The sequence below is a fragment of the Brevibacillus borstelensis genome (assembly GCF_036700025.1).
GTDB classification, from domain to species: Bacteria; Bacillota; Bacilli; order Brevibacillales; family Brevibacillaceae; genus Brevibacillus; species Brevibacillus borstelensis.
In genome coordinates this window covers 129,736-149,864 of sequence record NZ_CP144922.1, presented here as the reverse complement: position 1 = coordinate 149,864, position 20,129 = coordinate 129,736, and the positions used below count along the sequence as shown (strand labels likewise).

General features: G+C 51.4%; 22 protein-coding genes and 1 other annotated feature. Of the genes, 19 read left to right on the top strand and 3 right to left on the bottom strand.

Going from position 1 to position 20,129, the window contains the following annotated elements; all coding sequences use genetic code 11:
* Positions 1-18 precede the first annotated feature (18 nt).
* On the bottom strand, positions 19-1,464 hold the full coding sequence (locus tag V5G20_RS00755) for an IS1182 family transposase (RefSeq protein ID WP_024985259.1): 1,446 nt from the start codon (positions 1,462-1,464) through the stop codon (positions 19-21).
* A gap of 184 nt (positions 1,465-1,648) precedes the next feature.
* Here V5G20_RS00755 and V5G20_RS00750 point away from each other — a divergent pair, with 184 nt between their 5' ends.
* Genes V5G20_RS00750 through V5G20_RS00740 form a run of 3 tightly spaced genes read left to right on the top strand, consistent with a single transcriptional unit; the run spans position 1,649 to position 3,141 of the window.
* On the top strand, positions 1,649-2,623 hold the full coding sequence (locus V5G20_RS00750) for a CPBP family intramembrane glutamic endopeptidase (protein WP_122958743.1): 975 nt from the start codon (positions 1,649-1,651) through the stop codon (positions 2,621-2,623).
* Between the two features lie 12 nt (positions 2,624-2,635).
* A complete protein-coding gene (locus V5G20_RS00745; protein WP_003390194.1) occupies positions 2,636-2,863 on the top strand; it encodes a DUF2508 family protein in 228 nt (75 codons plus the stop codon).
* A gap of 11 nt (positions 2,864-2,874) precedes the next feature.
* Complete coding sequence (locus tag V5G20_RS00740; protein ID WP_327970205.1) at positions 2,875-3,141, top strand: pro-sigmaK processing inhibitor BofA family protein; 267 nt, start codon at positions 2,875-2,877, stop codon at positions 3,139-3,141.
* Between the two features lie 12 nt (positions 3,142-3,153).
* On the opposite strand, the gene V5G20_RS00735 is transcribed toward V5G20_RS00740, so the two are convergent.
* Complete coding sequence (locus V5G20_RS00735; protein WP_024984321.1) at positions 3,154-3,672, bottom strand: hypothetical protein; 519 nt, start codon at positions 3,670-3,672, stop codon at positions 3,154-3,156.
* Positions 3,673-3,884: 212 nt separating this feature from the next.
* Here V5G20_RS00735 and V5G20_RS00730 point away from each other — a divergent pair, with 212 nt between their 5' ends.
* From V5G20_RS00730 to rsmI, 12 genes are all read left to right on the top strand, one after another.
* Positions 3,885-4,907, top strand: coding sequence for a hypothetical protein (locus tag V5G20_RS00730; protein WP_024984322.1), 1,023 nt, complete (start codon positions 3,885-3,887; stop codon positions 4,905-4,907).
* Positions 4,908-4,954: 47 nt separating this feature from the next.
* A complete protein-coding gene (locus V5G20_RS00725) occupies positions 4,955-5,137 on the top strand; it encodes a sigma factor G inhibitor Gin (protein WP_338462981.1) in 183 nt (60 codons plus the stop codon).
* Positions 5,138-5,249: 112 nt separating this feature from the next.
* Positions 5,250-6,722 (top strand): aminotransferase class I/II-fold pyridoxal phosphate-dependent enzyme, encoded by a 1,473-nt coding sequence (locus V5G20_RS00720; RefSeq protein WP_024984323.1) that lies wholly within the window; start codon positions 5,250-5,252, stop codon positions 6,720-6,722.
* A gap of 68 nt (positions 6,723-6,790) precedes the next feature.
* A complete protein-coding gene (gene tmk, locus V5G20_RS00715; protein ID WP_031933413.1) occupies positions 6,791-7,432 on the top strand; it encodes a dTMP kinase in 642 nt (213 codons plus the stop codon).
* A 144-nt stretch (positions 7,433-7,576) separates the two neighbouring features.
* Positions 7,577-7,906: a cyclic-di-AMP receptor gene (locus tag V5G20_RS00710; protein WP_003390201.1), complete on the top strand. Its 330-nt coding sequence runs from the start codon at positions 7,577-7,579 to the stop codon at positions 7,904-7,906.
* An 88-nt stretch (positions 7,907-7,994) separates the two neighbouring features.
* Complete coding sequence (locus V5G20_RS00705) at positions 7,995-8,441, top strand: YaaR family protein (RefSeq protein WP_003390202.1); 447 nt, start codon at positions 7,995-7,997, stop codon at positions 8,439-8,441.
* Between the two features lie 9 nt (positions 8,442-8,450).
* Positions 8,451-9,431, top strand: a complete 981-nt coding sequence (gene holB, locus V5G20_RS00700) for a DNA polymerase III subunit delta' (protein ID WP_024984326.1) — start codon at positions 8,451-8,453, stop codon at positions 9,429-9,431.
* 2 nt (positions 9,432-9,433) lie between these two features.
* Entirely contained in the window at positions 9,434-10,249 is an 816-nt protein-coding gene (locus tag V5G20_RS00695; RefSeq protein WP_003390204.1) for a PSP1 domain-containing protein, read from the top strand.
* Positions 10,250-10,289: 40 nt separating this feature from the next.
* Positions 10,290-10,658: a DNA replication initiation control protein YabA gene (yabA, locus tag V5G20_RS00690; protein WP_003390205.1), complete on the top strand. Its 369-nt coding sequence runs from the start codon at positions 10,290-10,292 to the stop codon at positions 10,656-10,658.
* Positions 10,659-10,794: 136 nt separating this feature from the next.
* On the top strand, positions 10,795-11,562 hold the full coding sequence (locus V5G20_RS00685; protein ID WP_003390206.1) for a tRNA1(Val) (adenine(37)-N6)-methyltransferase: 768 nt from the start codon (positions 10,795-10,797) through the stop codon (positions 11,560-11,562).
* Positions 11,537-11,821, top strand: a complete 285-nt coding sequence (locus tag V5G20_RS00680; RefSeq protein WP_003390207.1) for a GIY-YIG nuclease family protein — start codon at positions 11,537-11,539, stop codon at positions 11,819-11,821. The genes V5G20_RS00685 and V5G20_RS00680 overlap by 26 nt, the downstream gene beginning before the upstream one ends.
* A complete protein-coding gene (gene rsmI / locus V5G20_RS00675) occupies positions 11,818-12,702 on the top strand; it encodes a 16S rRNA (cytidine(1402)-2'-O)-methyltransferase (RefSeq protein WP_003390209.1) in 885 nt (294 codons plus the stop codon). The genes V5G20_RS00680 and rsmI overlap by 4 nt, the downstream gene beginning before the upstream one ends.
* Positions 12,703-12,794: 92 nt before the next feature.
* On the opposite strand, the gene V5G20_RS00670 is transcribed toward rsmI, so the two are convergent.
* Positions 12,795-13,046, bottom strand: coding sequence for an AbrB/MazE/SpoVT family DNA-binding domain-containing protein (locus tag V5G20_RS00670; protein WP_003390211.1), 252 nt, complete (start codon positions 13,044-13,046; stop codon positions 12,795-12,797).
* Between the two features lie 430 nt (positions 13,047-13,476).
* Positions 13,477-13,726 (top strand) — a binding site (T-box leader).
* Between the two features lie 43 nt (positions 13,727-13,769).
* Between V5G20_RS00670 and metG the strand changes: the two genes are divergently transcribed.
* From metG to V5G20_RS00650, 4 genes are all read left to right on the top strand, one after another.
* Positions 13,770-15,797, top strand: coding sequence for a methionine--tRNA ligase (gene metG / locus V5G20_RS00665; RefSeq protein ID WP_003390213.1), 2,028 nt, complete (start codon positions 13,770-13,772; stop codon positions 15,795-15,797).
* 19 nt (positions 15,798-15,816) lie between these two features.
* Positions 15,817-16,584 (top strand): TatD family hydrolase, encoded by a 768-nt coding sequence (locus V5G20_RS00660; protein ID WP_003390214.1) that lies wholly within the window; start codon positions 15,817-15,819, stop codon positions 16,582-16,584.
* A 580-nt stretch (positions 16,585-17,164) separates the two neighbouring features.
* Positions 17,165-18,463 (top strand): group II intron reverse transcriptase/maturase, encoded by a 1,299-nt coding sequence (gene ltrA, locus V5G20_RS00655; protein WP_024985477.1) that lies wholly within the window; start codon positions 17,165-17,167, stop codon positions 18,461-18,463.
* Between the two features lie 529 nt (positions 18,464-18,992).
* Positions 18,993-20,084: a 3D domain-containing protein gene (locus V5G20_RS00650; protein ID WP_003390215.1), complete on the top strand. Its 1,092-nt coding sequence runs from the start codon at positions 18,993-18,995 to the stop codon at positions 20,082-20,084.
* Positions 20,085-20,129 lie beyond the last annotated feature (45 nt).

The window sequence follows — 20,129 nt, the reverse complement described above, 5'->3', positions numbered from 1 at the left end:
CAGACAGGCTTGCCTGTCTCAGGTTGCAGACAAACTCCCTCGCTGAACGAACAGCAGAGGGAGTTTGTTTAATAATTTGATGAAAATACCGAAGGTGTTTTGATCGTTCACCTTTTGGCGACCTGATTTCCATAGCCAGGTCGCCATTTTTTTCAAGTTCATGGCAGCGAAAACAAGCATCGCCTGCATCGTGACCTTCTCCAGTCCTCGTAAGGTCGTCCAACGCATGCCATGCTTTTCCTTCATATCAGCGAATACACGTTCAATCGTTTCTTTCCGTTTGCTATAGATTTGTTTGTTTTCCTCGGTATGCCGGAGGTGGTCTACCTCTTCGAGGTAATCAGCCCAGATGTGGCGACTCACTCTCTTTGTGTAGTCTTTACTTTCCGTGCATTGTTTCAAGAACGGACAACTTCGGCAAACTTGAGAATTTGATCGATAGATACGGTACCCATCCTTGTTTGTTGTCTCATATGTTAAGATTTGCTCGTTCGGGCAGATGTAGCAGTCGAAATATTCATCATACACATATTCGTGCTTTTTAAAAAAACCTTCTTTGGTGCGTGGTCTTGTGTAGGGCATAACGGGGCGAATCTGGTCATCAAGGAGTGTTTTACTGATGTAAGGCGTCTTGTATCCCGAGTCCACTGCCACAGCTTGAGGCTGTGCAAACGTCTTTCGCACTTGATTCAAAACATCCTCAAAAACCTGACTGTCATGCACATTGCCTGGCGTTACCTTGGCACCAAGCACAAATCCATTTCGATCACATGCTGTATGAAAACTATAAGCAAATACACGTTCCTTTTCCCCTTTTACAAACAATCCGCAATCCGGGTCAGTTGTGCTGACTTTCACCTCCTTCTTCGAAGTTTCTGTCTTTTTTTCAAGGGGCTTCTTTCCATGTGCAATACGATCCTGATTGATTTCTTCGTCCAGCAGCTCTTGATATTTCTTCGCTTGTTCTTCAACGATTTCTTTCACGTATTTATGCTTATTCGCACTGGCTTTTACATGCGTAGCATCAATGAAAAGCACATCAGGCTTCACGAATCCATGATGAACCGCCTCCTCCAATATTCGAAGGAAGATCGACTCGAAGAGTTGAGTATCCCGAAAACGGCGAACATAGTTCTTGCCTAGGGTCGTGAAATGGGGAATGGGCTGACTGAAATCATAGCCAATAAACCACCGATAGGCAACATTGGTTTCGATCTCTTTAATCGTTTGTCGCATGGAACGAATTCCAAAAATATATTGGATGAAAGCAATTTTAACTAAGACTACAGGGTCAACACTGGGTCTGCCATTGTCATGACAGTAGAGGCTTTCCACCAAGTCATAGATGAACGAAAAGTCGATTGCATTTTCAATTTTTCTTACGAGATGATCTTCTGGCACCAACTCATCTAGCGAGAATGCAGATATCTGATAACGCCCTTCGGCCTCTTGCTTATTAAGCATAATGCCACCTCTAAAAAATAACTTTTGAAAACGTAACATGTTCTATATTCAACAAAAAAGCCTGCAGACCCTGTTCCTTACGGAACTTTGTCTACAGGCTGAGACAGGCTTGCCTGTCTTTTTTTTTCAAAAAACTACTTTTTTGCTAGGACGAGACATAAAGTGTAACGGGGAGAGTGAGACAATGCTGAATGGACCGGGGCTGCTGCTCTCGGAAAGGACACAGAAAGACCGGACGAAGAGCTGGGCGATCGTCCTGTTTATCGGCTATTGGGTCATGTTTGCAGCGGAGTTGTTCATGGTCCGCTTTCAGCGGGGAACTGACGGCTTATGGGTGGCGACAACTGCTGAGGAGCCGGCAGCGTGGCTCGTTATTCTCATATTGAGTGTCACAGGGATAAGTCTGCTGGTTTCCATCGTGTATGCGGTGCAAGCGGCGAGAAACCGGGGGAGAGGGGACTGGCTGTGGACCCCGTCCGAAGTGACGGGCAGTGATGTGCTGCACGTAGTCGCATGGCTTCACGTGTTTCAGACATGTACGCTGGTGTTGTATGGATTGGTGTTGCCTGCCACGCTTTTTCCCGCAGGGTCGATTGGCAGTTTTGTTGAATCTGCATCCTTTCAGCTTTTTATTTTGGTGCTTGTGCCGCTGCTGCTGCGAGGGCGCCTGGATCAGATAGGCGTTTGCAGGCCGCGTCAGTTGGGATGGATGATCGTCAGTTTGATCCTGTTGTTTTTGGCTGTCATGCTGCTGCTTGATGTGGCAGTGACCAAACCGGTCGCTGAATGGTTTGGACTGGCACTCGACTCGGAGAGAGAAAAGCAGATCGAACAGGAAATCGTCCATGCGCGCGAACGCAACGGATGGGCTGTCTTGACCTCGCTAGTGATGATCGGGGGGCTGGTTCCGCTTGCGGAGGAATTGCTGTTCCGCGGTGTGGTGCAAACGTTCCTCGTGAGCCGGCTCGGTGCCGTGATCGGCATTTTTATCAGCAGTCTGTGGTTTGCGTTGATGCATGTGGATATCGCTTTGTTTGCACCGTTGTTTGCGATGGGCGTATTCCTCGGGTATCTGCGCCATCGTTTCCAATCAATATGGGGGGCCGTACTCCTGCATGCACTCAATAATATGGCCGGTGTTCTTTATTACTTCCAATAGGGAGGATGGGCAATGGGCTTTTGGAGGCAGGAAAAACCATCAGTTACATGGGGAAGCAACGGAATTGAGGAAGCGGTCAACCGCGCTCGGCTCGACTGGCAGCACGCCAGCCATCTGATGGAAATCAGCGAGCCGGACAACGGGCTGGAAGATGCTATTTACTACCTGCAGCTAACTGAAAAACGCTACATGTATCTGCTCTCCCATGCGAAAAGGGAGCGGGAACACCAACAAGCGTAAGGGGGATTTCCATGACATCAGGGTGGTTGATTGCCCTGCTCGTTGCGGGGATGTTGCTGTTGATTGCGGCCAGCAAATCAGTATGGGGGCCGATCCGCTGGCTTGGATTCGGTGTCATGCAGCTGGTCATTGGCGCCGTTTTGCTGTTTTTCGCCAACCTCGTCGGGGAACTGGCCGACTTTCACATTTCGATCAACCCTGTTACGGCTCTACTGACCGGGTTGTTGCGATTGCCGGGTCTGGCCGCTCTGATCGTGATCAAAGTGTGGATGATCTAAAAGCTGACAAAGTCAGCCGTCGGTCAGCAGAAAGGCGACACTGCGATTTTCGTATTTGACGCGGCAATGCTTAGGCAGGCGGAGGGAAACAAGCAGGGCCAACAGCCTTGGCAGCGCAGCAATAATCGCACCGGCAAAAAGTGTAATGCCATAGGGAACGGGCAGCCAGACGTACAGGAATGCGGTCAGAAACAGGCTTCCTGCCAGAACGGTCGCTTCCGCACCACGATAGGCCGAGAGCGGGACAGGCAGTCGATAGCCGGCTCCCCACCAGGGTGAGAACAGCATGTCTGGAGTCGTCTGAGGAGCATGCCCCCGCAAGTGAACGTACATGCGAAATAAACAGAGATGGATGATCGCTATTCCCGGCAACACAGCCAATGAGACAACCAGGGCTGGAGCCGGGATTGCCAGCAGGCGTGCAGCAGCCGCAAAAAACAGTCCGAAAAGCAAGAGCTGTAACAGCGATCCGGCCAAGCGCCAGCGAAAACGGCGCACCAGTTTATAGCTGTAAATGGTTTGGTTTTCCATATGCCACATCCATTCGTTCTACGTACTCGAGTGTCATCATTTACTACTACCCTCGGATAATCCAGCCGTAAACCGGGAAAATTATTCAAAAATGCCCGTCACTTTACGTGCTGGCTGCACGGGGTACATCCCTATTATGGCATAGCCTCTCTTTGCGAGGAAGACGGGCATGTCTTGGCAGAGGACGACGAAACAGGAGGCGGAGAACGATATTGCCAGAGGATATGATCACACTCAGGGAAATCTCCGGTGTGACTCTTTCGGAATCGCGGAAGGCCGAACTGCGCAAGCTCGGGCTGGAGATATGCTCCGGGGAGGAAAGCGGAGCAAGCATTCAAGCGGACGGCATTCTGGTGGGCGGTCAGCCGGACAACCATGTAGAGGATCGGATCCAAATTGTTGAGGCGGGGGATGGTCCCCGTCTATTGCTCGTCTATGGGGACAAAATCCGGGCGGGGCTGGCAGATGAATGGTCGGCTGCCCATCCCGGGTGGGAAGTGATCCGGATGTTCCGTTTTTCGGACGGAGACAAAGTGCTGCTGGGCGGAGAGCCGTCTGGCAAATGGATGCGAAAGCTGAGTCGGCAGCTCGCCCGGCGAAACATAATTTCGCTCCTATGCCGCAGAGGTGAGGTTGACGAGGCTGTCCGTCAGCTGGGACTTTATTTGACGTGGAAAGAACGGTTTTTTATGCGCCTTGGCGAGGTATGTGACGAAGAAGGCTCGCAGCTGCGAATCCAGGTGCTGGCGCGTGCACTCGGCATGGACAAACGAGTCGGACAAGGCTGGCTGTACCCGGAGCGGAAGAGCCAGACACGGCTCTGCCGCTGGTTGGACCAGCAGCTTCAGCAAGTGTTAAAAAGAACAAATGTACATAGGATTACACTGTGGGGAAATATTTCGTTTTGGCTGCAATTTCCTGCAAGCGGGTTGCTTGGAAAGGAAGTTCGGCTGTTCTCCTCCGCAGTCGATCACGCCAAAGCCGAAACCGTACCCGCCGAATGGTCTGTATACGAGGATTGGCGTTCAGCCCTGTCCCAGTCGGATCTGCTGATGATTGGGACCGCCGATCCAGTTATTTCGGAGATGCCGCTGCCTGTGCTCGCCAGGGAGATGGCCAAACCGATTGTCATCGATGCTTGTTCATGCTTTCCTATAGAAGAAGCAGAATCATGCCGGATAATCTACCGAGCTATCGGCGAAAACACGAACGTTTGGGAATGGAGCCGATTATAATGGGGTATAATGGTTGGTAGATTGAGGGAAAAGGGCAGGCGTTTACTATGGAAAGAGTTGCTCAGCGATGCATCGTCTGTGAGGAAGAACGATTGGACGGGATCGCGATCTGTGAGCAGTTTATCTGCCAACATTGCGAGCAGGAAATGGTGCACACTGACGTACAAGATGCCAAATATCCGTTTTTTATTCATCAGATGAGACGCATCTGGTTCACAAAAGACGCGTAGCTACGTTCAAAAAAGGCATTGGCCAAAGGGCCCGTGCCTTTTTCCGTTTTCGCCGACTTGCGGGTAAAATCATGCTACAATGAAAAAAGTTGAAAAAAAGGACGTGAAGCTCGTGCGGGAAAAAAGCCCTGGCTACGGGGAGAGGCAGCGGCGCGCTCCCTTGTACGAACAGTTAGTCAAACACGCAAGCAGGCATCCGCATCCTTTTCATGTGCCTGGACATAAAATGGGACACAGCTTTGACCAGATCGGCAGGGAAACATTCGGTCCCTTACTGGAGCTGGATATGACGGAAATAACCGGGATGGACGATCTGCACCATCCCGAAGGCGTGATTGCGGAAGCCCAGGAGTTGGCGGCGGAAGCATTCGGTGCCGAGGAAACCCGGTTTTTGATCGGGGGCAGCACAGTCGGAAATATGGCGTTAATTATGGCGGTTTGTCGCCCCGGTGAGAAAATTCTGGTGCAGCGCAATTGCCACAAATCCGTTTTTCACGGCATGATGCTGGCTAGAGCCAATCCGGTCTATATTGTGCCTGCGGTCGATCCGGCCAGCGGGGTTGCTGCAGGCTTGCGCCGGGAGGACGTAGAGCGGGCTCTGATTGCCCATCCGGATGCGAAAGCCGTCTTTTTAACCAATCCAACCTATTACGGCATGGGCATCGACCTTGCCAAGATGGCCGCCACGGTTCACCGCTTTGGCGTGCCGCTGCTGGTCGATGAGGCGCATGGCTCGCATTACGGCTTTCACCCGGCTTTTCCGCAGTCGGCCATGGAAAGCGGGGCGGATGCTGCGGTGCAGTCCACGCATAAAATGACGACGGCGCTCACGATGTCGTCCATGCTGCATGTACAGGGCAACCGGATCGACCGGGAGCGTTTGGCCCGCAGCCTCGCGCTGCTGCAGTCATCCAGCCCGTCCTACCTGTTGATGGCCTCGCTGGATCTCGCCAGACGCCATCTCGTTATGGAAGCGGCCCAGGAGTGGGATGAGCTTCTCCCGTTACTGGACGAGCTGAGGGAGGCTGTCCGCGAAATGTCATGGCTGGAGCTTGCGGGAATCGAGTCCACGAGTGTATATAGCACGATGGATCCGCTAAAGCTGATGCTCATGCCGCGGGCTGCCGATTTGGACGGGTTCGGGCTGCAGCAGGTTCTGGAGGATTTCCGGATTTACCCCGAGCTTGCAGACACAGGGCATGTTTTGCTGGCAGCCTCGTCAGGTACCAGGCCGGCGGATATCGATCAGCTACTGCATGCACTGACATCGATCCCGGAGAAGCCAGATCGTCAGCCAAAACGCATTCTGCAACCGGGAATCGTCTCCTCCAGCTTTTTGCGCGAGCAGGCGATGCCGATCCACGAGGCGATGGACGCCCCGCTGGTCAGTGTGCCTCTGGAGCAGTCGCTGGGGCGGATAGCGGGAGAAATGATCATTCCTTACCCGCCGGGAATTCCGTTGTTGACCCCGGGCGAGAGGATCGATGAATCCTTCCTTGCCTTGCTGAAAGAACTGAGAAAAAGCCAGGTCAGATTTCAGGGAGTCCGGGATTCCCGGCTCGATTCGATAGTAGTCGTCCGGTAACCGCACTTTGATGCGGAAGCGCCGGGCAGGCAGCTTCCGGGCTGCTCATTTGAAATGTGGAGGGAGCAATTGTCGTGACAACGAGAAAGACTGGTCGGTTCATCACCATAGAAGGAGCAGATGGGGCCGGAAAATCGACCGTGGCAGCCCGCCTGTATGACGAACTGCGAACAAAGGGCTGGGATGTCATGCTGACGCGGGAGCCGGGCGGCATTGAGATCGCTGAAAAAATTCGCGAGATCATCCTCGATCCAAAGTACGTCAATATGGACAAACGGACCGAAGCCCTGCTCTATGCAGCGGCGAGAAGGCAGCATTTGGCGGAAAAGGTGTTTCCTGCGTTGGCAGAGGGCAAACTGGTTCTATGCGATCGTTTTATAGATAGCAGCCTTGCCTACCAGGGATACGCCAGAGGGCTGGGGATTGACGAGGTATTTGCCATCAACCAGTTTGCTGTAGAAGACTGCATGCCGGATTTGACGCTGTATTTTGACGTCCGTCCCGAGGTTGGGCTGGCCCGGATTAATGCCACAAAAGGGCGGGAGGTCAATCGACTGGATCTGGAAGCGCTGGAGTTCCATGAGAAGGTCAGGGAAGGGTACCAGATTGTCAAAGACCGTTTTGCCGATCGGTTTATCGTCATCGATGCGGAGCGGCCGGCAGATGAGGTGTTCGCGGAAGCATTAGCGCAGCTCGAGGCGCGTTTGTAAGGTTGGGGTACCGTAGTTGCGTGTACATGCTGTATACTATGAATAAGAAGAATATCGTTACACTGCCCCAGCTTTCTTCATATTATAGAAGGAAGACAGGTATTCGACTGTAAACCAAAACTACGCGGAAAGGGTGAGCGCCGTATGAAAATGGTGGTTGCTGTCGTTCAGGACAAAGACAGTGGTCGTCTGTCACAGCAGTTGGTGAAGAAGGGTTTCCGAGCCACAAAATTGGCAAGTACCGGAAGCTTTTTGCGCGCAGGCAATACGACATTTTTGATTGGTACGAATGACGAAAGTCTGCCGGATGTCATTGATATTATTCAACAGAACTGCAAATCACGCAAACAGATGGTCACCCCTGTCTCACCCTTGAGCAATGCCGTCGACTCGTTTATGCCCTATCCGCTTGAGGTTCAGGTGGGTGGCGCTGCGGTCTTTGTTTTGGATGTCCAACAGTTTCACTCATTTTAACAACGATGCGTACAAGGCATCTCCTTTTTGCGGCTGCTTTCGTATATACTGAAACAAGGCGGCAAAGGAGACTTGTCGGAGGTGCCGGATGAAAATCAGCGAAGGATTCAGACCAATCGCGGATATGGGCAAAGCTTCAGACATGCGGAAGACTTCAGAGACGGGGAAAGCAGCCTTTGCTGAAGTGATCAGGGAAGAAGAGCAGCGCATGTCCCGAGACCAGCTGATCAAGCTTTTCAACGACATCGACAAGCAAGGCCAAATTCTCGCCCGTTCCCGCTCCATCCGCGATTTTTACCGCTATAAACAGCTGATCAAGGAGTTCATGGAAGAGGCAGTCAAATACGGAATGGCCCTCGATGACCGGAGTGGGACGAATCGCCGGGGACAAAGCAAGCTGTATAAAATGATCAAGGAAGTAGATGCACAGCTCCTTCGGCTTGCCGATGAAATCGTAGATGTCCATTCGCCCATTATCGACATGCTGGGACGGATCGGCGAAATTCGCGGGATGCTGATCAATATGTATTTTTAGGTGAAAACCATGACATGGACAACATTTTCGCAGCAGCCCCGTGCGGCTGAGCTGCTCCATCATAGCCTGCGCAATGACCGGCTGGCACATGCCTACCTGTTTACCGGACCCAAGGGCGCGGGAAAAAAACAGATGGCCCTGCATCTGGCAAAATCCCTCTTTTGTCAAGAGAAAGAGGCGGATGCCTGCGGGGCCTGTCTCTCATGCAGGCGCATTGAGGCCGGAAACCATCCGGATATTACGGTCATCACACCGGATGGGGCTTCCATCAAAATCGATCAGATTCGCCATCTTCAAAAAGAAATGGCAATGCGCGCCGTAGAATCGATTCACAAGGTGTACATTCTTGAGCATGTAGACAAAATGACGACCCAGGCAGCCAACAGTCTGCTGAAATTTTTGGAGGAACCCCCTGCCGGTGTGATTGCCATGCTTTTGACAGAGCAAAGTCACGCCATTTTGCCTACCATCCTGTCACGCTGTCAAATCATTCATTTCTCTCCACTTTCTGCCGAAGCCATCGCCGAAAAATTGGTCTTGGAGGGCGTCTCCGCAGGAATGGCCAGGATCGCGTCCCACATTACGTCAAATTTGGAAGAAGCCCGTGTGCTCAGTCAAGCAGAATGGTTTGCACAGCTAAGAAATGTAATGATACAATTGGTGCAGGAATGCAAACAACACAACTCCTCAGCACTCTATACCATTCACGATATGTTGCAAAAGAGCGACAAATTAAAGGAGGAACTGCCCCTCTTTTTGGATTTGCTCATCCTTTGGCTGCGCGATATCCTGTATGTGCAAGTAGACAGACATGCCCATCTCATCAACAGCGACCAACAGGATGTGCTGCAAGGACAAGCCTTGATTTGGACAAAAGCTGAGCTCTTGCATGGGATCGATCTGGTCATGGAAACGAAAAATCGGATAGAGCGAAACGCCAACGCACAGTTGGCCCTTGAGCGGTTGGTTCTTCAAATCCAGGAGGGATAACCTTGTACGAGGTTGTAGGTGTCCGTTTTAAAAAAGCGGGCAAAATATATTACTTTGACCCTGACCAGCTGCCGATCGAGCGGGATTCTTCCGTGATCGTCGAGACGGCGAGAGGGGTAGAATACGGCAAGGTTGTAATCGGTCGCAAGCAAGTGGCTGACTCCGACGTGGTTTTGCCGTTGAAAAAAGTCATCCGGATGGCAGATGAGCGGGATGCGAAGCAGGTGGAGGAAAACAAGCAAGCCGCCAAAAACGCGTTTTCCGTTTGCCAGACGAAAATCAAGGAACACAAGCTGGAGATGAAGCTGGTCGACGTGGAATACACCTTCGACCGCAATAAAATCATCTTTTATTTTACAGCGGATGGACGAGTCGATTTCCGCGAGCTGGTCAAGGATTTGGCTTCCGTCTTTCGCACGCGCATCGAGCTTCGCCAGATCGGCGTTCGCGACGAAGCCAAAATGCTCGGCGGGATTGGCCCCTGTGGACGTCTTCTCTGCTGCTCCACGTTTTTGGGCGATTTCGAGCCCGTGTCGATCAAGATGGCCAAGGACCAAAATCTTTCATTGAATCCGGCGAAGATCTCCGGGTTGTGCGGACGGCTGATGTGCTGTCTGAAATATGAAAATGATAACTACGAAAGCACGCGCGACGAGATGCCTGACATCGGAGCATCGGTCACGACGCCGATGGGCGTAGGACGAGTGGTTTCCTTGAACATCCTGGATCACTCGATGCAGGTGGAGCTTTCGGAGAACAGACGGATTATGGAATTTGCGTTGGATGAAATCGTCGTGGGGCAGCCTACGTTTGAGTAGTCGATAGAAAAAGAACAGGTAGCGGGGATGAGGTGAGCAAGTGGACAAACGGGAAATCTTCGTCAAGATGGCCAGTATCGAGGAACGAATCGGCGATCTGTATCAAGAAATTGGCGAATTAAAGGACGTCATCGTCGTCTTGATGGAGGAGAACGCCCAATTACTCGTTGAAAACCAGCACCTTCGCAACCGACTGGACAAAAAGACGACCAAACCCGCACCGAAGCAAAAACGGTCCGAGCAGGTCAAAACCGAAGAAGCCAAGAAAAAAGTAGTCGGAGAAGGATACGATAATCTAGCGCGTTTATACGCGGAAGGATTCCATATCTGCAATGTGCATTTTGGCAGCTTGCGCAAGGAAGGGGACTGCTTGTTCTGCCTCTCTTTCCTCAGCGGGGTACAGAAATAAAACCAGAAATCATGAAGCAATGCGACAGAACTGAACAAGGAAAGAAAGCGACCTGGGCCCAAATGACAGGTCGCTTTTTCAGACCTGTATGAGCAAAAGACGTGGCTTGCAAAAGCAAAGGAGTAGAAAGTGACGAATGGATTCGGGGAAAAACGTGCCGCTTTACGAGTCGGAGCGGATCGATGACCTGCTGACTCACGAAATGAAAATCATTCAAAGCCATGAAGTGTTTTGTTTTTCGATGGATGCTGTGCTGCTCGCACGTTTCGCCTCCGTGCCCAAGCGCGGCAGAGTGCTGGACATGTGTACCGGCAACGGAGCGATTCCGCTGATTATGACGACGCGTTCCCCGGAAGCTGTATTTGAGGGTATCGAGCTTCAGCCCCGTTTGTACGACATGGCCAGTCGCAATGTTCAATTAAACAATCTGGGCGATCGGCTGACTATGCATCTCGGCGACGTAAAAGAAGCGGTGCAGTTGTTTGGCTACGGGAAATTCGACCTGATCACCTGCAATCCGCCGTACATGCCGGCGGGAAGCGGAGAGCATAACTTGAGCGAGCATTTTGCGATTGCCCGTCACGAGATCCGGTTATGCTTGGAGGACGTCATTCGGGTAGGGAGCCAACTGTTGAAAAATGGCGGAAAATTGGCTTTGGTCCATCGGTCCACACGTCTGATCGACATCGTGACCTTGATGCGCCAGTACGGAATCGAGCCCAAACGGATGCGTCTCGTCTATCCAAGACGCGATGCCGAGCCCAATATGGTGTTGATCGAGGGAATCAGAAACGGCAAACCGGAGCTTCGCATCCAGCCCCCGCTGATTGTTTACGAGAACGGGGAGGAATACTGTGAAGAACTTCAGGAGATCTACTTTGGAAAACGCGATTCCCTCTCATAAAAGCCACTTTGTCTATATTCTGCGTTGTGCGGACGGGACGTACTACACCGGTTACACAACCGAGCTGGAGAGAAGAATCCGCGAGCACAACGAGGGAAAAGGAGCGAAATATACGAGAGGAAGGGGCCCTGTCGAGCTGATGTACATGGAAGAAGGTGTGGATCGTTCGTGGGGGCTGAAACGGGAGGAAGCAATCAAGCGGCTTTCCCGCCTTCAAAAGGAAGCGCTTATCAGTCAAGCGAAGGGAGGATGCGAGTGAACATCCAGCGAAGCTTTGCAGATGAACAGAAGGGTGTGCTGTATTTGGTAGCGACACCGATTGGCAATCTGGACGATATCTCCGTCCGCTGCCTGGAGACACTCCGCTCTGTGGATGTAATCGCCTGCGAGGATACACGCCAGACCAGAAAGCTGCTCACCCACTTTCAGATCGAGAAACGTACGGTCAGCTACCACGAACACAACAAGGAGGCAAGCGGAAGCGGGCTGCTGCAGTGGTTGGCTGAAGGCAAGCAAATCGCTCTGGTAAGTGACGCCGGGCTTCCGGCCATCTCCGACCCGGGAGCGGATCTGGTCAGGGATGCCGTAGAGGCAGGGTATCCGGTCGTGCCCGTGCCTGGGGCGAATGCAGCGCTGACAGCACTGATTGCGTCCGGTCTGCCTACGGACCGGTTTGTGTTTTGCGGATTTTTGCCGCGGGAAAACAAGGATCGGCGGAAAGAACTGGAGCGGCTCAAATTTTATCCGGAAACGCTTCTGTTTTACGAAGCGCCGCACCGGATCGCAAAAACATTGGAAGCGATACGGGAAGAGTGGGGCGACAGACGGGCGGTTTTGGCCCGCGAGCTGACCAAGCGGTATGAGGAGTTTGCCCGCGGAACGCTGGATGAGCTGATCCGGCATATTCGAGAAGGAGAAGCCCGCGGAGAATATTGTCTGGTCGTTGAGGGGTTCACCGGGCAGGCCGAAAAAAATCCGGATGAAGATCAATGGTGGATGCAGGTCAGTGTCGTGGAGCATGTGGACCGATATTGTGAGCAGGGCTTTAGCAAGAAGGAAGCGATCAAACAAGCGGCAGATGACAGAGGCGTGTCGAAAAGGGACGTATACAACGAATACCACCGGGAGATGCCGCTCTAGCCGCCATACATAAAAAAGAGACTGGTTTCTCGCACCAGCCTCTTTTTTATTCATCCAATCATCATAGATGCAATTGTTCCGATCAGGAGGGCCTAGCGCTTAACTGCAGGCATCTCAGACAGGCAATCTTGGCATACAATCTTGCCTTTAAAATGGGATACGCGGTCCGCATTGCCACAGAAGATACAGGCAGGCTCGTACTTCTTCAGAATGATGCGCTCGCCGTCCACGTAAATTTCCAGCGCATCTTTTTCAGCAATCCCCAAAGTGCGACGCAATTCAATTGGAATAACGACGCGACCCAGCTCGTCCACTTTTCTAACAATACCTGTAGATTTCATCATGTCTAGCCTCTCCTCTCAAGATGTTTCAAAATGTCGTTTATTGTTTGAAACGGATTTATAGTCGTCAATATTCGACAATTTCCGGTGTTTTCATCATACCAGCGATTCCCAAAGGTGTCAACATTCATTTTACATTTAATTGAAGATGAATGTGTTTTTGGCATTGTAAATCCATACAGGAGCATCAATTACATGTGATGTTTGTATATATGGCTGTGTGCATGGAAAAAACTAACTGGGATTTTTGTGGGGGAAAGCAGTCAGTTAATGTCGAATGCCAAGGATATTATTCGACAAATTTCGATGATATCCATTTGTTGTTCGACAAACTGATGCAAATTTTCGAGAGAGTAGGCAGGCGCGATTGTTTCTAGGCAATGGTTTACAAACAAAACCCAATGTGTACAATAGAATAGTAAAGAAGCATAAATGATCGACCATGACGGGAAGAGTAGGCTTGCAAACTTATGACAGAGAGCCGGGGTAGCTGCGAACCGGTATAAGCGACCAAGCCGAACATGGACCCTGAGTTTCACGGATGAACGGGCACCTTGGCACCAGTAGTTCGTGACGTAAGCCTACGTTACAGGTGAAGTCAGCAGCACTGACTTGCCAAGTCCGCCATTCGCGAGAAGGCGGAGCATTTGGGTGGTACCACGAGATCAAAGCTCGTCCCAATCCGGGGCGGGCTTTTACTATTTTATCAAGGGGGGCACTTGTCTTATGAAACCGACGTATTACATTACGACGCCGATCTATTATCCCAGCAACAAGCTGCACATCGGTAACGCCTACACGACCATTGCGGCAGATGCCATGGCCCGCTACAAAAGACTGCGCGGTTATGATGTCTACTATTTGACGGGTACGGACGAGCACGGGCAAAAGCTGCAGGAGAGAGCAGCAGAAGACGGCAAACAGCCGCTGGAGTTCATCGACCCGATCGTCGACTGGATTCGCGATCTATGGGAAAAGCTCGATATTTCCTATGACGATTTCATTCGCACCACCCAGCCTCGCCACAAAGAGGTCGTCCAGAAAATTTTCCAACGCCTGCTTGACCAGGGAGACATCTATCTGGGAGAGTACGAGGGCTATTACTGTGTGCCGGATGAAGCCTTCTGGACGGAGACACAATGCAAGACAGACAAAGGGTATTTCTGTCCGGACTGTGGGCGTGAGGTCAAAAAAGTGAGGGAGCAAAACTACTTCTTCCGCCTGTCCAAGTATCAAGACAGACTGCTGCAGCACATCGAAGCCAATCCTGATTTCATCCAGCCGGAAACCCGCCGCAACGAGATGATCAACAACTTCCTCAAGCCGGGTCTGCAGGATCTGAGCGTTTCCCGCAGCACATTTGACTGGGGAATCAAGGTTCCGAGCGATCCGAAGCACGTCATTTACGTCTGGATTGACGCATTGACCAACTATATCTCCGCGCTCGGCTATCTGTCCGATGACGACAGCAAATATTTGCGCTATTGGCCCGCTGATGTTCACCTGGTTGGGAAGGACATCCTTCGTTTCCATACCATCTACTGGCCGATCCTGCTGATGGCGCTTGACCTGCCGCTGCCGAAAAAAGTGTTCGGCCACGGTTGGCTGCTTATGCCCGATGGCAAAATGTCCAAATCAAAAGGGAACGTGATCGATCCGAAGCTGCTGATCGACCGCTATGGTTCGGACGGTGTTCGCTACTTCCTGCTCCGCGAGATTCAATTCGGACAGGACGGCGTCTTCACCCCGGAAAGCTTTGTTCAACGACTCAACTACGATCTGGCCAATGACATCGGAAACCTGCTCAGCCGTACGGCGACGATGATTGAAAAATACTTTGACGGCGTCGTTCCCGCACCGCAGGACAAGGGAGAGCCTGACGACAGCCTGATCAGTCTGGCGACCAGGACCAAAGCACTGGTGGAAGAGCATATGGATGAAATGCGCTTTAGCAACGCTCTCGCCCACATCTGGGAATTGGTCGGACGCGCCAACAAATACATTGACGAGACCATGCCGTGGAATCTGGCCAAGTCTGACGAAACCAAAGGACGGCTGGCGACAGTCATGTACAACCTGGTGGAAAGCATCCGGATTTGCTCTATCCTCATTCAGCCGTACATGACCAAAACACCTGCAAAAATTTGGGACCAATTGGGCATTCTCGACAAACCGGAGGCATGCAGCTGGGAGTCGGCTGGCGTCTGGGGAGGCCTTCCGGCTGGAAGCAAAGTCAGCCGCAAAGAGCTGCTGTTCCCGCGCCTGGATGTACAGGCGGAGCTGGCTTTCATCGACGAGTCGACAGCAGAAGCCCGCCGTCAGGCAGAAGAAAACAAGAAGAAGCAGGACGCATTGAAAGGAGAACCAACCGTGAGTGAAGCAACGAACCAAACCGAGGCACAAGCTGCAGAAAAACCGGCGGACGCCAAAGAAGAGATCGGCATCGACGACTTTTCCAAAGTCGAGCTTCGCGTTGCACAGGTAGTCGAATGCGCGAAGCATCCAAACGCGGATAAGCTCTTGATTCTCCAGTTGGATCTGGGCTACGAAAAACGTCAGGTCGTCTCCGGCATTGCCAAGTACTACACGCCGGAAGAGATGGTTGGGAAAAAAGTAATCCTCGTGGCCAATCTCAAACCGGTCAAGCTGCGTGGGGAAATGTCCCAGGGCATGATTCTGGCGGCATCCGTCGGAGACCAGCTGACGCTGGCGACTGTAGACCCGACCATGCCAAACGGAGCAATTGTGAAATAAGGAAAGGGAGGACGCACACGTGTTATTTGAAACGCACGCGCACCTCAACGCCCCGGAATTCGATGAAGATCGCGAAGAGGTGATCGCACGTGCCCGGGAAAATGGCGTAAGCACGATCGTCAACATCGGGTTCAATGCAGAAACGATTCCCACCTGCCTGCAGCTGGCTGAGAAGCACGATTTCATTTATGCGGTCGTAGGCTGGCACCCGCAGGACGCCAAAGACATGACAGACGAACATCTGGAATGGCTGGAGGAGCTGAGCCGTCACCCCAAAGTGCTCGGTCTCGGGGAAATGGGACTTGATTACTATTGGGACACTTCACCCAAGGACGTCCAGGCGGAGGTGTTCCGCAAGCAAATCCGTTTGGCCAGGAAGGTGAACCTGCCGATCATCATCCACAACCGCGACGCTCACCAGGATGTGATCACGATCCTGAGAGAGGAAAAGGCGGCTGAGGTCGGCGGCATCATGCACTGTTTCTCCGGAAGCTGGGAAACGGCAAAAATGGCACTGGATATGAACTTCTACATCTCCTTTGGCGGTCCGCTCACGTTTAAGAACGCGAAGCAGCCAAAGGAAGTGGCGGCGAAAGTGCCGCTTGACCGCCTGCTGATCGAGACCGATTGTCCGTATCTGACGCCGCACCCGTTCCGCGGAAAGCGAAACGAATCCGGCTATGTCCGTTATGTCTGCGAAGAGATGGCCAACATCCATGGCATGACGTACGAGGAGATGGCCAAACAGACTGCCGAGAATGCTCGGAGGCTGTTCCGGCTGGATTGACAGTCGAGGCAAAAAACAAATGAAACGAGCTTGTCCCCTGGGGGCAGGCTCGTTTTTTCGTGAAGCGTGCCCAGCAAGCCGTTAATTGCTAGTTGGTGAAAGTCCAACCGAGGCAGGAGCCAAGTCACCTCGTAGCTGACAGGCAACTGGTGGAGAAATCCTAAGGTTGAAGCCCTGTGACAAAGTAACTCGAAAGAGTGCGAGCAAATCAGCAGGCCGTAACATAAAGTGAATCCTGCAGCCTCGTTAAGAAAGACCACCGAGAGGTGGACAAAGGGAAGCCGAGCTTGTTTCATATGGGCGAAGGCCAAGGACGGTGTGGAGAACTTGGAATACAGCACCTATGAATCCCTCGGGGTATGGGGAGCGGTATGTTGAGAAAGTAGTTAACGGAACTGGGGAGACCCTACTCTGCACGCCCCGTCAGGAGCGTAAAACGGAAACCTATAACCGTAAGGGAAGTGGTGGATGGCAGAGAGGGAGTCGGAGGGGTTCATAGTACCGATGAACATAAGGACAACACAACCTTATGGAGGGAAGGAGCCCTGCTTTGTTCACGGGTCGAAGGAGGTAAGAGTGAGTGAATGCAAGTAAACTTGCTAACTACACCGATGTAAAAGCTCGACAACTTTGGACAACCCTATATCTTTGTGCCAAGGCAAACTCAAAACGGCGATTTCATGCCTTGTATGACAAAATCTACCGCCCGGATATTCTAGCGACAGCTTGGAGGAGAGTAAAAGCAAATAAAGGGAGCGGAGGAATCGACGGACAATCCATCGCACAGATTGTGGAGGAGTATGGGGAGAGCCGTTTTCTTAACGAGATCTATCTAGATTTAAAAGAAAAGCGGTATCGTCCACATCCGGTTCGTCGAACTTACATCCCTAAACCGGATGGCAAGAAACGTCCACTCGGCATCCCGACGATCAAGGATCGGGTGGTCCAAATGGCTACTAAGCTAGTCATTGAACCGATCTTTGAAGCTGATTTTCGGGACTGTTCTTATGGCTTTCGGCCAGGAAGAAATGCTCACCAGGCAATTGCACAGATACGCAAAGCAAGCAAGAGGTGTTATTGGGTCGTAGATGTTGACATTAAAGGGTATTTCGACAACATCAACCATGAGAAGTTGATGAAACTGGTCGAAATGAGAATCAGCGACAGACGTGTTCTGAAACTTATCCGACAATGGCTGCAGGCTGGGGTCATGGAAAATGATCAATTCCATGAAACAGAACTGGGAACTCCGCAAGGAGGGGTAATCTCGCCTCTTCTTTCAAACATCTATCTAAACTACATGGACACCATTTGGGAAAATCAATTCTCCCATCTTGGCACACTTATCCGCTATGCGGATGACTTCGTTATCATGTGCAGAACCAAACAAGAAGCATTGGAAAGCATTCAAGTGCTGATGGCTATTCTAAACAAGCTGGAGCTTAGTCTCAGTAAAGAGAAATCTAGACTCGTTAATATTTGGGACAATTCCACTGGGTTTGACTTTCTTGGGCTGCACCATCGCAAATTCCCCGTGTTCAACAAAGGGGGGAGCAAGGTATTTGCTATGTCTCATGTACCAGCTAAGAAAGCAATGAAGGAAATGAGACGTAAAATTAAGGAATACACTGCACCAAGGAACAAACTGTTTCTGTCTCTAGAAGAGCTAGTGAAAGGGCTAAATCGCAAGCTAAGGGGGTTCAAGAACTACTACTTCATCTCGCCCATCGCCAAACGATGGGCAAGACGGATAGACTGGTATGTGATTGAACGCCTTACAATCTTCTGCAACAAGAAAAGAAGCAAGCGGAATAAACATGCCGGAAAGCTGAAGGTCATACAAAACACGCAGGGTAGTTTATTGAAATTAGCCGGATAAAGTAAGCCGAATGCCAAAGAAAGAAGAACATCGGAAAGCCGTATGAGGGAAAACCTCACGTACGGTTTGATGAGGGGGAGCTGAAATGAGCAAGGCGACCATACGGTCGCCCGAAAGTTTCAGTTCTCTACTCTACAAAGGCACGTGCAATCGGATGCCGTAAACGCTTGCTGCTACCGGGTTTTGCAAAAGCCAGGTGCGCTTTTTGCTAGAAGCAGAAACAAAAAACCTGTTCTTCCAAAGGACATCCCGCATAGCATTAAAGTATGTGTCGAACGATTATTGCGGAATCGACATGCACCCTCGACAGAAACCCGCTTCCATTCGCCAAACGGTTAATGCTAGGCTGGTAGCAATCAAATCCTCAGTCCGGCAGGGGGAATTTGACAAAGAGAAAAAAGTAGAATACAATCAAATCCGACCTTGTTCAGAACTGGCCAATTTCCAAAATATTGGTGCGATTTCATCAACCCTTGCCTGGCTAGACTCGAAAAGCTTTACGCTTTTCAGCAAAAAAGGAGTGTGGGAAATGGAGTTACGCACGGTGTGGGAAAGGCAAAAGAACCGGGCGATTGTCGTTCTCGGCAGCCTGGCTCTGGTGCTCGTTCCCATGATTGGCTATTTCTCTGCCCAAGCAACCCAGCCAAAACAGATCACGTTTTCGATGGACGGAGATACCCGCAAAGTGGGAACCAAAGCCTCGACCGTTGAACAGTTTTTGGCAGAACGAAACATCACGGTAACGGAAGATGATCTACTACAACCAGACATTCACGCGAAAATAAAAGACGGAACAACCATTACCTTACATACACGCTGGACAATTCCGGTCCAGGTGGACGGGCAGACCAAAGTAGTAAAAACGCTAAAGCGCGATGTAGCTGGAGCTCTGCAGGAGGCTGGCATCGCATTAGGCAAGCAGGACCGGGTAAAACCGGCTCTCACAGACTCACTTTCCAAACAGACGACAATCGTCGTTACCCGAGTCGAAGAGAAAGTCGTGCAGCAAGAGGAGCGCCTGGCCTTCCAGGAGCTGCGCAAAAACGATTCCGTATTGTCAAAAGGGACGACGCGCGTCATGCAAGAGGGCCAAGAGGGAAAAGCCATCGGTCATTATAAAGTCATCACGGAAAACGGAAAGGAAGTTTCCCGTGAGCTGATCAAGCGAGATGTAATCACACCAAAGAAAGATCGAATTGTAGCGGTAGGAACAGCCGTTGCTGTTCAAATCGATGACAAATCGAATCGAGTCGTAGCGTCCGCAGCGGGGATGGTCTCCCGGGGCGGAAAAGTGTTCCGGCCAAAACAGGTCCTGAACGGGGTTACTTTGACCGCCTATTCACCGGCAGGTGGAGGCAAACATCCAAGCTCGCCAGGCTACGGGCGTACAGCTACGGGCGTAAAGGCAAAAGCAGGGCACACGATCGCGGTTGACCCGAAAGTCATTCCGCTCGGGTGGTGGGTGTTTATTGACGGCATCGGATACCGTCGTGCAGAAGACGTAGGTGGAGCGATCAAAGGCGCGAAAATCGACGTTTTCGTCGGGACCGAGGCGGACGCGGTTCAGTTTGGACGCAAGCGAAACCGAACTGTCTATATCATCGGGCCGCACAAGCCATAGGACAGGAGCCATGCTCCTGTCTTCTTTATTTATCATCGACCTGAT